We start from the raw sequence: 12,523 nt of genomic DNA, 5'->3' as shown, positions 1-12,523 counted from the left end.
GAACTCTGAGATGATCCGTACACTTACACTTGCTGCCACCCTGCTGACTCCCCTAGCTGCGTCTGCACAGGATTTGCCAACCGCGCCTTACTTGCCGCTCAACATGGCAACACAAGCCGCACAAGTCGCACTCGAGACATGCGCGGCCGACGGTTACAACGTCAGCGTCGCAATCGTTGCACGCAGCGGCGTGACCAAAGCCATCCTGAGCGCCGACAATGCGGGGCCACACACGGTGGGATCAAGCACCGGCAAGGCTTTCACATCTGCGAGCATGGGCCGCGATACAGCTGGCTTAGCGGGCTTCATTGGCTCCAATCCTGAAAACGGCGGACTGCGCGACATGGATGATCGCCTGGTAATCCAAGGCGGCGGCCTGCCGATCAAGATCGGTGGAGCCCTTGTCGGTGGCATCGGTGTTGGTGGTGCCCCTGGCGGCCACTTGGACGAGGCCTGCGCCCGTGCCGGCCTTGACGCAATCAACGCTGAATAACCACATGGCCCGTCCCATTAGTTTGGGGCGGGTCTCATTATTCAAGAGGTCAATAAAATGCTTCGTACCTTGATCATAGTTTCCGCTTTTGCCCTTGGCAGCGGAGCTCAAGCTCAAACCGCTCCATCGTCTTCTGACATTGCGACCTATAGCGGCCTACATCTTGCCGCCCACCAAGGAGATGTTGATCAGATCAAACTCTTAATCGCATCAGGCGCCGACCCTAACAAACGGGATCGGGCTGGCCGCACTCCTGCCCATGTCGCCGCATTCGCTTCACACGACGATGCGGTCGCTGCATTGGCTGAACGTGGTGCCGATATGAATGCGTTAGAGAATGGCGTTTATGACGTTCTAACGATTGCAGCCGTCGCGGACGATCCCGAATTGGTGTCACTGGCGATGAAGCTGGGCAACAAGCCAGACCTCATCACAAGTATCTATGATGGAACGGCCCTGATTGCCGCCGCGCATTTGGGTCACCACGACGTCGTCTCCCGGCTTGTTGCTGGCGGAGCGCCCTTGGATCATGTGAACAACCTCGCATGGACTGCCCTGATCGAGGCGGTCGTATTGGGGGACGGTGGACCGGATCACATTGAAACCGTTCGAATTCTTGTCGAAGCGGGTGCGGATAAGAACATCGGAGATCGCGAAGGTGTAACGCCGCTTCAACATGCGATCGAGCGTGGTTACGATGACGTTGTTGAGCTTTTGAAGTAAGGCCTTCCTGCGATCGACCCAGCAGAATGAGCGCTCGCATGTTACTTGTTATTAGTCGCGAGCTGTCCACGATCGGGTGATGTCGACTGATCTGGACCTCCTCGTGAAGTATCCCTCGTGTCTGTGTTTGTTGTATGAGCATTGACGGCATGTTCGATGTCCCAGCTTGCCACCTCATTGAGCACCTTTCTGTTGCCCAGCAGATTGGCATCGGTCAAGAATAGGCCGGGGTTCAGGCCGCCATCCACATACATATCCGCAACGGCGACGCTTTTCTCGTTTGGAAGCTGAACGATAGTGTTTGCGACACCGTCAGCTGCGCCAAAGTGGTGGAGACGCACGAGCGTCGTCCCCATATCAATGTCCATGTTGGTCGCATATGTTTGGTCGAGCGTGTCAGGGAACATACCAAGAGGGTCAAGGTCGGCGACGGCGACCGCGTTTTCCTGCGCGATGATTTCGGCGCCTTCAAACACCTCGGTACCGCCCGTGTGGTCAAAATGCTCATGCGATAGTACGATTTTGCCTACTGGCTTGTCTGTGAGTTTCGCAACCTCGTTGGCGAGCAAACCAGCGCGAAATCCGTTCGCTGTGTCAGTCATCAGCACGTCTTCATGATCATGACAACCTCAATAGGTCGGGCATTACGATCACGGGCCCATTCCGATTGTGATGAACGCTCGCGGTTATCCTGGTGAGAAGACCGCCCTTAACCCTGCTTTCGTCGCTACAGTCTGTTGAAGTTAATCACGCTCGATTCTTTGTCACACTGCTTCCGCATAGCTTCCGGCAGCCAGAAACACGAAAGCCGCGTCTTTCAACGCGGCTCGCAACATCTTGATATTTAAGATGAAAGTGGTGAGCCGTGAAGGATTCGAACCTTCGACCCACTGATTAAAAGTCAGTTGCTCTACCAACTGAGCTAACGGCCCACTCTGTGAGCGCGGTGACTATAGCCGCCAGCGGGGCAGGTCAAGCCCATTTCACAATGAATCTACGCGATCTCTGGCAAAAGTTCTGCACAAGGCTTATATCGCGCGTCATGGCATCGGATAGCACATATAACTCCGCCTTGAGCTTCATGAAATGGCATGGAGCAGGCAATGACTTCGTAATCATTGATTCACGGGGGAATGGCGGCGTGGTGACACAAGAATTGGCGTCACGTCTGGGGAATCGCAACCGTGGCGTTGGTTTTGATCAGTTGGCCGAGATTCGCAGCTCGGATGTTGCTGATATCGATCTGGATTTCTGGAATGCTGACGGAAGCCGTGCGGGTGCCTGCGGGAATGCTTCGCGCTGTGTGGCGCGTTACATCATGGACGCAGAAGGTAGCCATGCTCTGACCATACGCACGACGCGTGGCCTGCTTTCGGCGCAGCGTGATGGCGATCTGGTTTCGGTCAATATGGGGCGGCCTCAGCTTGATTGGCAGGATGTGCCCTTGGCCGAGGAAATGGAGACCGACCATTTGCCGCTTGACGGCGATCCGGCAGCTGTTGGGATGGGTAACCCCCATTGCGTGTTTTTTGTCGACGATGCAGAAGCCGTGAAGGTCGCGAGTATCGGTCCCACGATCGAACACAACCCGCTGTTTCCTGAGGCTACCAATGTGGAATTCGCCGAGGTCCGCAGCCGAGATGAAATCAGGATGCGCGTTTGGGAGCGTGGAACCGGGATCACGCTGGCTTGCGGGTCAGGTGCTTGTGCTACGGCCGTCGCCGCCCATCAACGTGGTCTGACGGATAAACGAGTTCGGATGGAGCTGGACGGCGGGTGGCTGACGCTCGACTGGCGTGAGGATGGCGTTTGGATGACGGGGCCGACAGCATTTGTTTTCGAGGGTCAACTGACGCCTACCTTCTTGAAGGGGCTGTAAGTTGGGCGCCAAACCTCCAGTCTTTGCGACGCTTGGTTGTCGACTGAACGCCTATGAAACCGAGGCGATGAAACGTCTGGCTGATGAGGCTGGTGTTGAGGGTGCGGTGGTCGTGAACACCTGTGCCGTAACTGCAGAAGCCGTGCGCAAAGCGCGTCAGGAAATCCGCAAGCTGCGTCGAGAAAACCCAGACGCCAAAGTCATCGTCACAGGCTGTGCGGCCCAGACAGAACCCGAGACCTTTACCGCGATGGAAGAGGTCGATGCGGTCATCGGAAATCACGAAAAGATGTCTCCTGAGACTTGGGCAGGCCTTGCGCCTGATCTGATTGGCGAAACCGAGCGTATACAAGTCAACGACATCATGTCCGTCACCGAGACGGCAAGCCACCTGATTGATGGCTTCGGGACGCGATCCCGCGCCTATGTGCAGGTTCAGAATGGTTGTGATCACCGCTGCACGTTCTGCATCATCCCCTATGGACGCGGAAATTCTCGCAGTGTTCCGGCAGGCGTGGTTGTCGATCAGATCAAGCGACTGGTGGATAAGGGTTTCAACGAAGTCGTCCTGACCGGTGTTGACCTGACAAGTTGGGGGGCGGACTTGCCAGGCGAGCCGCGCTTGGGTGATCTGGTGATGCGCATCCTGCGTCTTGTGCCTGATCTTCCGCGCTTGCGCATAAGTTCAATCGATTCGATTGAGGCCGACGAGAACCTGATGTTGGCCATTGCGTCGGAACCGCGTCTGATGCCGCATTTGCACCTCAGCCTGCAGCACGGCGACGATCTGATCCTGAAGCGAATGAAACGGCGGCACTTGCGCGACGATGCTATTGCATTTTGCGAGGAAGCGCGCCGCTTGCGGCCCGATATGACATTTGGGGCAGACATCATTGCGGGGTTCCCCACCGAAACCGACGCACATTTTGAGAATAACCTAAAGCTGGTGACCGACTGCGATCTGACATGGCTTCACGTCTTCCCATACTCGAAACGTGAAGGGACTCCGGCAGCGAAAATCCCGACTCAGGTGAACGGTACAGTCATCAAGGAGCGCGCTGCACGGCTTCGCGCCGCAGGCGATGCACAAGTGGCTCACCATTTGACCGCGCAGGTGGGTCGGGAGCATCAGATTTTGATGGAGAACCCCACCATGGGACGGACCGAGCAGTTTGCCGAGGTTCTCTTCCAGTCGCCTCAGCGAGAAGGCGATATTGTAACGGCAACAACAACCACAATCGTAGACAATAAGCTGGTTGTCAGAGCAGACTGACAGCCTAGAACAAACTGTCAGGCCTGCGATATGCATCCCAACCCAACATTCCGTGAAGCAACCCTAGATCAGAACATAGCGTTTGCCCGTGACCGCGCGTTTGGCACGCTCGCTATAAACGCAAGTGACGGCCCGCTGATCAGTCATGTGCCATTCATACTATCAGCGGACGGCCGCACAGCAGAACTTCACCTCGTCCGCTCAAACCCAATCGTGCGTGCGCTGCAAGCGCCCCTAGCGGCGGTCATCGCCGTAACTGGAGCGGACGGATATGTATCGCCGGATTGGTACAACAGCGACGATATGGTGCCGACATGGAATTATGTGTCAGTGCACATTCGAGGCGTGCTCCAACTGGCGGACCCCGATACGCTTCTGGATCTTCTGACACGTCAGTCCGCCGCCTATGAACAACGACTGAGTGACAAACTGCCTTGGACGATGGACAAGCTGTCGGACGCTCAGACGGCGAAGCTGACGCGGATGATTCTACCCTGTCGGTTGGACGTCGACCAGATTGATGGCACCTGGAAGCTCGGTCAGAACCGGGAAGACACAGCGCGGCTTAGCGCGGCAAACAAGATGCCATCGGGTATCGGACAAGAACTTCAGGAAATCGCCCGTTTGATGGCTGATCCGCCTGCGTGAGTGGACATATGGCCCCGGTCTTCCTACATTAATGTAAAGGAGGATCACATGGCATTACCATTGGCACCGATTGCAGTTGTCGCTTTGCGCTATGGAACCGTGGCTGTGGCAACCTATGCGCTGGCGCGGTCAATCGAGCGTGGGCGGCGTGATCAACGCGCCGAGGACGCGTTGGATGATGCGCCAGAGGGGATCACTGCGCGGCGCGATGGCGATCAGGTCAACTCTACCGCGCGGATGGTTCGTGTGATTCGGTTAGGCAAGGACGGGCCAGGCCTGGAAATTGATGCTGTCAGCCTGACACGCATCCGATTTCGGAAAGTCTGATCCGTGCAGCTCATATTCTCCCATGCCTCTCCATTCGCGCGCAAAGTACGTATGCTAGCCTTGGAAACCGGGCAAGAGAACGAGGTGGAGTTGGTTGAACTCGCATCATCGCCATTGGACCCCGACCCAAAGCTAACAGCAGCGAATCCGATGTCCAAAATCCCTGCGTTGATTCGGCCAGATGCGCCAACCCTCTACGACAGCAGGGTCATCACGCGCTTCCTTGACGCTCGCGCGGGATCAAACCTTTATCCTGAAAGCCGGCTCTGGGATGCTTTAACAATCGAAGCCACAGCTGACGCAATCATGGATGCGGGCGTTCTAATGGTCTACGAGCTACGCTGTCGTCCCGAAGTGATGCAGTTCCCCGGTTGGCTGGATGCGCAATGGGGCAAGATCGAGGGTGCACTAGACGCGCTCAACACCCGCTGGATGAGCCATCTCTCTGGCCGTCTCGATATGGGGCAAATCGCCGTTGGTTGTGCGCTTGGATATCTTGACTTTCGGCACGCCGACCGCGAATGGCGCAAAGGACGGGATGCTTTGGACGACTGGTTTGCCGTATTTTCGCAACGCGACAGCTTCAAAGCAACAAAACCCGAGTAACGTCAAAAACCAGCTGCGACCTGGACTTGAGCAAAGTCATGGCGTCGCACCCTTAAACCGTCAGATTCGCCTCAAAGAACCAATTGACGTTGTAAACAAAGACGGTCAGGTGCGGATTCAGGGCGTCAATGTCTTGAAAAGCCTCCCCTGCGCCCTAATGACCGCTGGACTGAGCGCTATTCCTTGGATAAACAGCCGCGAAACGGACCGCTTTCTTAGGCGGTCAACTGTCGTGTCGGTTGCAATTCTGCGACCTAGCTAGGGAGATGCGCTCTTGTCACAAGCCGACGACCACGAAGGAACCCGCCGGGACTTCCTTTATTATGCAACAGGCGGTGCAGCAGCCGTGACGGCGGGTGCCGCCGTTTGGCCGCTGGTCAACCAGATGAACCCCTCGGCGGATGTTCGGGCGCTCAGCTCGATCCGTGTTGACATCGGGGATATCGAGGTAGGGACTCAGCTGACTGTAAAATGGTTGGGTAAACCCGTTTTCATTCGCCGCCGCACGGCCGAAGAAATCGAGGCTGCTCGTGCCGTTAAGCTTGATGAACTGATCGACCAATCGGCCGAGAATGCCAACAAGCCTGAAGCTGACGCGGAAGACAAAAACCGCGTCATGGATGAAAACGGCGAATGGCTGGTCATGCTGGGTGTGTGTACACACCTTGGTTGTGTACCTATCGGTGACGGCGCTGGCGAATACGGTGGCTGGTTCTGCCCCTGCCACGGCTCGCACTACGACACGTCGGGACGTATCCGTAAGGGACCGGCACCCGAGAACCTGCATATCCCCACTGCCGAATTCGTCGACGACGCGACGATCAAGCTGGGTTAAGGGAGGCTTATATGTCTGGAATTCCTCACGATCACTACGAACCCAAGACGGGTTTTGAAAAGTGGCTGCACCAGCGCCTTCCTATTGTAGGCCTTGCATATGACACACTGATGATCCCCACCCCGAAAAACCTGAACTGGTGGTGGATCTGGGGCATCGTCCTGGCGTTCTGCCTGGTGATGCAGATTGTCACTGGTATCATTCTGGTGATGCACTACACGCCGCATGTAGATCAGGCCTTTGCCTCGGTCGAACATATCATGCGTAACGTGAATGGCGGTCATATGATCCGCTATATCCACCAAAACGGCGCGTCCTTGTTCTTCCTTGCCGTTTACATCCACATCTTCCGTGGTTTGTTCTACGGATCGTACAAGGCGCCGCGCGAAGTCACATGGATCATCGGCATGATCATCTATCTTCTGATGATGGCCACAGGGTTCATGGGCTACGTTCTGCCTTGGGGTCAAATGTCCTTCTGGGGCGCGACGGTTATCACAGGTCTGTTCGGTGCAATTCCGTTCATTGGTGAAAGTCTGCAAACCTTCTTGCTGGGTGGACCGGCGGTGGATAATGCCACGCTGAACCGCTTCTTCTCGCTGCACTATCTGCTGCCCTTCGTGATCGCCGCGCTTGTGGCCGTTCACATCTGGGCGTTCCACACCACGGGCAACAACAACCCGACCGGTGTTGATGTGCGGACTGGCTCCAAAGAGGAAGCCGCGAAAGACACGCTGCCCTTCTGGCCCTATTTCGTGATTAAGGATCTGTTTGCCCTTGGTCTGGTGCTGATTGGCTTTTTCGCGATTGTCGGCTTCATGCCCAACTATTTGGGTCACCCCGATAACTACATCGAGGCGAACGCTCTGGCGACACCAGCACACATCGTGCCGGAATGGTACTTCCTGCCCTTCTACGCGATCCTGCGGGCCTTTACGGCTGATGTTTGGGCCGTGCAGCTGGTCAGCTTCCTGACCGGCGGCATCATCGACGCGAAGTTCTTTGGCGTGTTGGCGATGTTTGGTGCGATCCTCGTGATGGCACTGGTCCCATGGCTCGACACATCGTCGGCTCGTTCGGGCAAGTATCGCCCTGCGTTCAAGTGGTGGTTCCGCCTGCTTTTGATCGACTTCGTCGTTCTGATGTGGGTGGGTGCACGCCCAACCGATCCGCCATACGATTGGATTTCTCTAATCGCATCTGCATATTGGTTCGCCTATTTCTTGATCATCCTGCCGCTATTGGGTCTGTTCGAAAAACCCACAACGCCGCCGGCCTCGATCGAGGAAGACTTCAACGCCCACTATCCCGGCGCAGCCGAGTGAGAGGATCGAAAACGATGATCAAACAACTCACAGCAACCGCAATCACGGCTTTGGCGCTTTCCACTGGTGGGGCCATAGCAGCGGGTGATGAAGGTCACATCGAAGATGTTGCCTTTTCATATGAAGGCCCCTTTGGCACCTACGACAAAGAACAACTTCGTCGTGGCCTGAAGGTCTACACCGAAGTTTGCGCGGCCTGTCACGGTCTGCAATACGTGACCTTCCGTTCATTGGCTGAGCCCGGCGGACCCGAGTTCAGCGAAGACGAAGTGCGCGTATATGCATCCGAGAACTTCACGGTTTATGATGCTGAGCTTGAAGAAGACGTTCCAGCCAAACCGGCGGATCACTTTCCAAAAAGCGGTGTCGAAAACGCGCCTGATCTGAGCTTGATGGCGAAGGCGCGTGCTGGCTTCCATGGTCCAGCAGGTACTGGTTTGAACCAGATGTTCTATGGCATCGGCGGCGGCGAATACATCTATAGCTTCCTAACCGGCTTTACCGGTGAAGAGAAAGAGGTTGCGGGTACTGTCCTTTATGGCAACTCGGCCTTCCCCGGCGGCTATGCTTCGATGGCACCACAGTTGGAAGATGGAACAGTTGAGTTCGACAATGGTCACAGCAGTTCTGCGCACCACCTGGCCGAAGACGTATCGGCCTTCCTGATGTGGGCGGCTGAACCCAAAATGGCGGCGCGTAAGCAAACCGGCTTTGTGGCAGTACTGATGCTGGTCTTGCTGACTTCGCTTCTGTATCTGACCAACAAAAAGCTCTGGGCGCCGCATAAGGGCAAAGATTTCGACGCGTAAGTGTAGCGTTTGGATAGACTAGGAAAGGGCGCCCAATGTGGCGCCCTTTTTTCTTGTCACTATGCGGTTGGGGGCCAGCCCCCACGCCAATTTCATTGGCGTTCCCCCGGGATATTTCAGACAAGAAAAAATATGGTCGAACGTCAGTCGCCGAGATAGTGACGCAGTGCTTCTGGTGGGTTGTCGAATATGCTTTGCGTGGGGACTGGCGCATGTGCCGCATTGTCAGCGACCAGTACAACTTGATCCGCGATCAGTTGAGCATCTTGGGGATTGTGGCTAACCATCAGCAAGGTTGCGTCGGTTTCCGCTGCGAGGTCACGTACCAGTGTCAGCATCTCTGCCCTGAGCGCAGGACCAAGCGCGCTGAAAGGCTCGTCGAGCAACAACAGCGGGCGGTTACGCAAAAGCACACGCGCCAAGGCAACGCGCGCGATTTGACCACCCGAAAGCTGGGATGGTTTACGCGCACCCATGTCCGCAAGGCCGACACGTGAGAGAGCCGCATCGACCAATGAGTTTTCGAAAACGCTGAGTTTCAGATTTGGACGGACGCCCAGACCGACATTCTGTGCAACGGTTAGGTGCGGAAACAGGTTGTTGTCCTGAAACACCATCGAGATGGGCCGAACTGCGGGATCGGGGCTCATCGCCATACCATCCCAAGAGACCGTGCCGGATGAGAGTGACTGAAACCCTGCAATCGCTGCGAGCAACGTGGACTTACCGGCACCTGAAGGGCCTAATATCGCGACCCGTTGGCCCCTTTCGATTTGTATGTCTGCAGAGAGTGTAAAGTCACCCAAAGCAATATGGGCGCGGTCAAGTGTCAGCATCGACCCGACCTCCTTTATCGAAAATCCAGAATAGGGCCAGCGACAAAGCTAGTAGCAGCAGGGCGGCGGCGGCGGCGTCATCCATTCGGTACGCGCCCATCAGACGGTAAAGCTGCAGTGGAAGTGTCACGCCTTGTGGATCGGCAAACATCGCGATCACTCCAAGATCCCCCATCGACAGCGCAGCAGCCAGCCCCAACGCAAAGCCCATTGGGCGGCGTAGGCGTGGAAGCCACAACAAGCGCACACGGGTCAAACCTTGCATTCCAAGCCCGTCAGCCAACGCTCCGTAGTCTCGCTCAATCGCCGCTAATGCGGGAACAAGGGCACGTAAGGCGAAAGGCAGACTCATCGCGGCATTTACAAGGGCCGTAACCGGCAATGCGAGATCGGAGGGTTTGATGAGGGGGAACAAGATGATGAACAGTCCTGTGCCGATCACCAGTGGCGATGCGGCGATGGTCAGGTAGCCCAAGACCTCGACCAAACGCGCGCTTCGTTGCACCACCAGCGCGGCAATGGGGATTGCAAATGCCAGCGTTAGGAAAGCTGATCCGATGGCGACCGATAGCGAGCGCGTGGCCGCAGAGAATACCGAACCCGGCAAAGACAAGAGGTTGGGAACGCCGTTCATGACAACCAACGACAAAGGCAACAGTAGAAAAAGGCTCGCAAGGGTTATCGCGAGGACATCCACAATGCGTTGGCCCGTGGTGTCATCCCATCTTTGCACGGCACGATCGAAGCCCGTTCCCATGTCGCCGGGGAATGATATACGAAGTGCGATTAGTGCAGCTGTCGCCCCCATCGCGAACTGGATCAGTGCCAGAAGGGCCGCGCGGTTCAGGTCAAAGTCGAACTTGAACGCCTCGTAAATGGCCAGCTCAACCGTTGTTGCCCTTGGACCACCGCCCAGCGCAAGCGCGACGGCGAAAGAGGTCAAGCAGATCAGGAAGATCACAAGGAACGCGCCCGGCACGACCTCGCGCAGCATGGGGCGTTCCAACGTCCGAGAGATGTCCGATGGTCTCATGCCAAGCGACGCAGCAAGTCGAAACCGCTCGGCGGGTATCGAAAGCCAACCCTGCAGGATCAGGCGCGTCGCAAGTGGTAAATTAAAGAACACATGGGCAAGCAGGACGCCTTGATACCCGTAGATCGAGATCGGTTCGAAACCGAAAACACCCATGACGGAGCTGACGATCCCTTTGCGCCCGAAAACCGCGATTAGCCCCAACACAGCGACAATAATCGGCAGGATGAACGGTGCACCCAACAAGGTCACAAGGGCACCCCTGCCTGGAAAGCTGCGCCGAGCCAGCGCGCGGGCGACGGGAATTGCCAGAACAACGCTGATGGCCGCTGATGCCGCTGCTTGCCAGAGTGTGAACCGGATCGCAGCCCAATCGGATGGGCCAAGACCGCGCCCGCCCTCTGCCCTCAGCGCGACGGCCAACAACGTACCGAAGACCAGAAGTAAAAGCAGAAGCGCGGCAAGCAGGCCGGGCCAGTGGGTCACCCATATGGGGCGATCTATCCGGCCCGACCGTGTCATTTTATTGCGAAAACGCGTTCAGCCATTCGTCCAACGCAGGTTTGCGCAGGTCCTCAGCTTCGGTTTCGGAATAGAAGATGGCTTTGCCCGGAACGCCAAGTAGGCCGAACTTCTCGGGCAGCTTGCTGTCGTCCAGCTTGGCCGGGTAGGACCAGTTGCTGGTTGGGATCATCGACTGGAATTCCTCGCTTAGAACATAGTCCATGAACTTATCAGCCAGCTCAGGCTGATCCGTGCCCGCAATCTTGCCCACAAGCTCCACCATGAAGTAGTGCCCTTCGTCAAAGATCGCCGCCGACTTGGTCATGTCTTCCTCGGCGATGATGTGATAGGCAGGCGAGGTTGTGTAGGACAAGACCATGTCGGCCTCACCGTCCGTGAACATGCCATAGGCTTCAGACCAGCCTTGCGTCACCGTCAGGATTTTCGGGGCAAGCTTGGCCCACGCCTCGGGCGCCTCATCCCCATAGATAGCTTTGACCCACAACAGCAGCGCAAGACCCGAGATCGAGCTGCGCGGGTCTTGGATAACGATCTTCACGTCATCGGGCAAAGCCAACAGTTCATCAAATGTCTTAGGCGGATTGCTCATCTTGGTGTTGTCATAGATGAACGCGGTGTAGCCGTAGTTGAAAGGCAGGAACACGTCGTCCGTCCAGTCAATCGGCATGGTCAGGCTGCTTGTATCCTGCCCGTGTGGCGCAAACAGGTTCGAAGCGCGTGCCCGCGCCGTCACGTCAGTGTTCAGTCCGATCACGACGTCTGCCTCGGTCCGCTCGCCTTCCAGAAGCAGGCGGGGCAATACGTCGCCGGTGATGAACTGCAGATCGCAATCGCACTGGGCTTCAAAGCCCTTCTCGATCCCGGGACCGGGACCCCATTCCGATGCGAAATAGTCAGGCGCGTAGACTTGCAACACTGGTTTGTCTTCCGCCACAGCGGTCGTAACCATCAATGAAAGTCCTGCGACAAATGAAAGGGTCTGTTTCATGGCGTCCTCCAAATGTGCCGAACGGAGTGGCATTTGGGGTATCCAAATTACCTTCCCTCCGCCGGTTCTAGCCGGTTCAGGTTCTACGGGTCGCACATGTGCATCTCAGCCAGAAAACTGGCACCCCGAGGTGGCGCCATACCTGACGGGTTTGAGCCGACTTGGCAAGCCCCCCTTGACGTTACGATTGCGATGGGCAATGTGACCGCTAACACCCAGCATG

The 12,523-nt window shown here is 56.5% G+C and carries 14 protein-coding genes, 1 tRNA gene and 1 riboswitch; of the genes, 10 read left to right on the top strand and 5 right to left on the bottom strand.

The window, feature by feature from the left end; translation table 11 throughout:
* Positions 1-10 precede the first annotated feature (10 nt).
* Both V6N04_RS14635 and V6N04_RS14630 read left to right on the top strand, forming a co-directional pair.
* Positions 11-493 (top strand): GlcG/HbpS family heme-binding protein, encoded by a 483-nt coding sequence (locus V6N04_RS14635; protein ID WP_371170937.1) that lies wholly within the window; start codon positions 11-13, stop codon positions 491-493.
* Positions 494-550: 57 nt separating this feature from the next.
* Positions 551-1,216: an ankyrin repeat domain-containing protein gene (locus V6N04_RS14630; RefSeq protein ID WP_371170936.1), complete on the top strand. Its 666-nt coding sequence runs from the start codon at positions 551-553 to the stop codon at positions 1,214-1,216.
* Positions 1,217-1,257: 41 nt separating this feature from the next.
* Here the strand turns inward: V6N04_RS14630 and V6N04_RS14625 are convergent, their stop codons facing one another.
* Positions 1,258-1,818 carry an MBL fold metallo-hydrolase gene (locus tag V6N04_RS14625; RefSeq protein ID WP_371170935.1) on the bottom strand — a complete coding sequence of 187 codons (561 nt, stop codon included), beginning with the start codon at positions 1,816-1,818 and terminating at the stop codon, positions 1,258-1,260.
* 254 nt (positions 1,819-2,072) lie between these two features.
* Positions 2,073-2,148: transfer RNA gene (locus tag V6N04_RS14620), tRNA-Lys, on the bottom strand.
* A 110-nt stretch (positions 2,149-2,258) separates the two neighbouring features.
* Here V6N04_RS14620 and dapF point away from each other — a divergent pair.
* From dapF to V6N04_RS14580, 8 genes are all read left to right on the top strand, one after another.
* Complete coding sequence (gene dapF / locus V6N04_RS14615) at positions 2,259-3,095, top strand: diaminopimelate epimerase (protein ID WP_371170934.1); 837 nt, start codon at positions 2,259-2,261, stop codon at positions 3,093-3,095.
* Between the two features lies 1 nt (position 3,096).
* Positions 3,097-4,368: a tRNA (N(6)-L-threonylcarbamoyladenosine(37)-C(2))-methylthiotransferase MtaB gene (gene mtaB, locus V6N04_RS14610; protein ID WP_371170933.1), complete on the top strand. Its 1,272-nt coding sequence runs from the start codon at positions 3,097-3,099 to the stop codon at positions 4,366-4,368.
* A gap of 30 nt (positions 4,369-4,398) precedes the next feature.
* A complete protein-coding gene (locus tag V6N04_RS14605; RefSeq protein ID WP_371170932.1) occupies positions 4,399-5,016 on the top strand; it encodes an FMN-binding negative transcriptional regulator in 618 nt (205 codons plus the stop codon).
* A gap of 48 nt (positions 5,017-5,064) precedes the next feature.
* Complete coding sequence (locus tag V6N04_RS14600; RefSeq protein ID WP_371170931.1) at positions 5,065-5,343, top strand: hypothetical protein; 279 nt, start codon at positions 5,065-5,067, stop codon at positions 5,341-5,343.
* Positions 5,344-5,346: 3 nt separating this feature from the next.
* Entirely contained in the window at positions 5,347-5,949 is a 603-nt protein-coding gene (locus V6N04_RS14595) for a glutathione S-transferase (protein ID WP_371170930.1), read from the top strand.
* A 274-nt stretch (positions 5,950-6,223) separates the two neighbouring features.
* The gene (gene petA / locus V6N04_RS14590) at positions 6,224-6,784 is read left to right on the top strand and encodes a ubiquinol-cytochrome c reductase iron-sulfur subunit (protein WP_371170929.1); all 561 of its coding nucleotides are present in this window, start codon (positions 6,224-6,226) and stop codon (positions 6,782-6,784) included.
* Positions 6,785-6,795: 11 nt separating this feature from the next.
* A complete protein-coding gene (gene petB, locus V6N04_RS14585; protein ID WP_371170928.1) occupies positions 6,796-8,109 on the top strand; it encodes a cytochrome b in 1,314 nt (437 codons plus the stop codon).
* 14 nt (positions 8,110-8,123) lie between these two features.
* On the top strand, positions 8,124-8,918 hold the full coding sequence (locus V6N04_RS14580) for a cytochrome c1 (protein ID WP_371170927.1): 795 nt from the start codon (positions 8,124-8,126) through the stop codon (positions 8,916-8,918).
* A 143-nt stretch (positions 8,919-9,061) separates the two neighbouring features.
* Here the strand turns inward: V6N04_RS14580 and V6N04_RS14575 are convergent, their stop codons facing one another.
* The 3 genes from V6N04_RS14575 to V6N04_RS14565 are packed head-to-tail and all read right to left on the bottom strand — an operon-like array spanning position 9,062 to position 12,300.
* The gene (locus V6N04_RS14575; protein ID WP_371170926.1) at positions 9,062-9,754 is read right to left on the bottom strand and encodes a thiamine ABC transporter ATP-binding protein; all 693 of its coding nucleotides are present in this window, start codon (positions 9,752-9,754) and stop codon (positions 9,062-9,064) included.
* Positions 9,741-11,309, bottom strand: coding sequence for a thiamine/thiamine pyrophosphate ABC transporter permease ThiP (locus V6N04_RS14570; protein WP_371170925.1), 1,569 nt, complete (start codon positions 11,307-11,309; stop codon positions 9,741-9,743). The genes V6N04_RS14575 and V6N04_RS14570 overlap by 14 nt, the downstream gene beginning before the upstream one ends.
* A 1-nt stretch (position 11,310) precedes the next feature.
* Complete coding sequence (locus tag V6N04_RS14565) at positions 11,311-12,300, bottom strand: thiamine ABC transporter substrate-binding protein (RefSeq protein ID WP_371170924.1); 990 nt, start codon at positions 12,298-12,300, stop codon at positions 11,311-11,313.
* Between the two features lie 36 nt (positions 12,301-12,336).
* Positions 12,337-12,438: riboswitch (TPP riboswitch) on the bottom strand.
* Positions 12,439-12,523 lie beyond the last annotated feature (85 nt).

The organism is Aliiroseovarius conchicola, assembly GCF_041403445.1.
In the GTDB taxonomy this organism is placed as follows: Bacteria; Pseudomonadota; Alphaproteobacteria; order Rhodobacterales; family Rhodobacteraceae; genus Aliiroseovarius; species Aliiroseovarius conchicola.
The sequence above is the reverse complement of the archived record's forward strand: the minus strand, read 5'-3'. Positions and strand labels throughout refer to the sequence as shown.

Coding starts and splice junctions, on each gene's coding strand:
- V6N04_RS14600 (WP_371170931.1), top strand. CDS start 5,065: ATGGCATTACCATTGGCACCGATTGCAGTTGTCGCTTTGCGCTATGGA.
- V6N04_RS14630 (WP_371170936.1), top strand. CDS start 551: ATGCTTCGTACCTTGATCATAGTTTCCGCTTTTGCCCTTGGCAGCGGA.
- V6N04_RS14580 (WP_371170927.1), top strand. CDS start 8,124: ATGATCAAACAACTCACAGCAACCGCAATCACGGCTTTGGCGCTTTCC.
- V6N04_RS14570 (WP_371170925.1), bottom strand. CDS start 11,309: ATGACACGGTCGGGCCGGATAGATCGCCCCATATGGGTGACCCACTGG.
- petB (WP_371170928.1), top strand. CDS start 6,796: ATGTCTGGAATTCCTCACGATCACTACGAACCCAAGACGGGTTTTGAA.
- V6N04_RS14635 (WP_371170937.1), top strand. CDS start 11: ATGATCCGTACACTTACACTTGCTGCCACCCTGCTGACTCCCCTAGCT.
- dapF (WP_371170934.1), top strand. CDS start 2,259: ATGGCATCGGATAGCACATATAACTCCGCCTTGAGCTTCATGAAATGG.
- V6N04_RS14605 (WP_371170932.1), top strand. CDS start 4,399: ATGCATCCCAACCCAACATTCCGTGAAGCAACCCTAGATCAGAACATA.
- V6N04_RS14575 (WP_371170926.1), bottom strand. CDS start 9,754: ATGCTGACACTTGACCGCGCCCATATTGCTTTGGGTGACTTTACACTC.
- V6N04_RS14565 (WP_371170924.1), bottom strand. CDS start 12,300: ATGAAACAGACCCTTTCATTTGTCGCAGGACTTTCATTGATGGTTACG.
- V6N04_RS14625 (WP_371170935.1), bottom strand. CDS start 1,818: ATGACTGACACAGCGAACGGATTTCGCGCTGGTTTGCTCGCCAACGAG.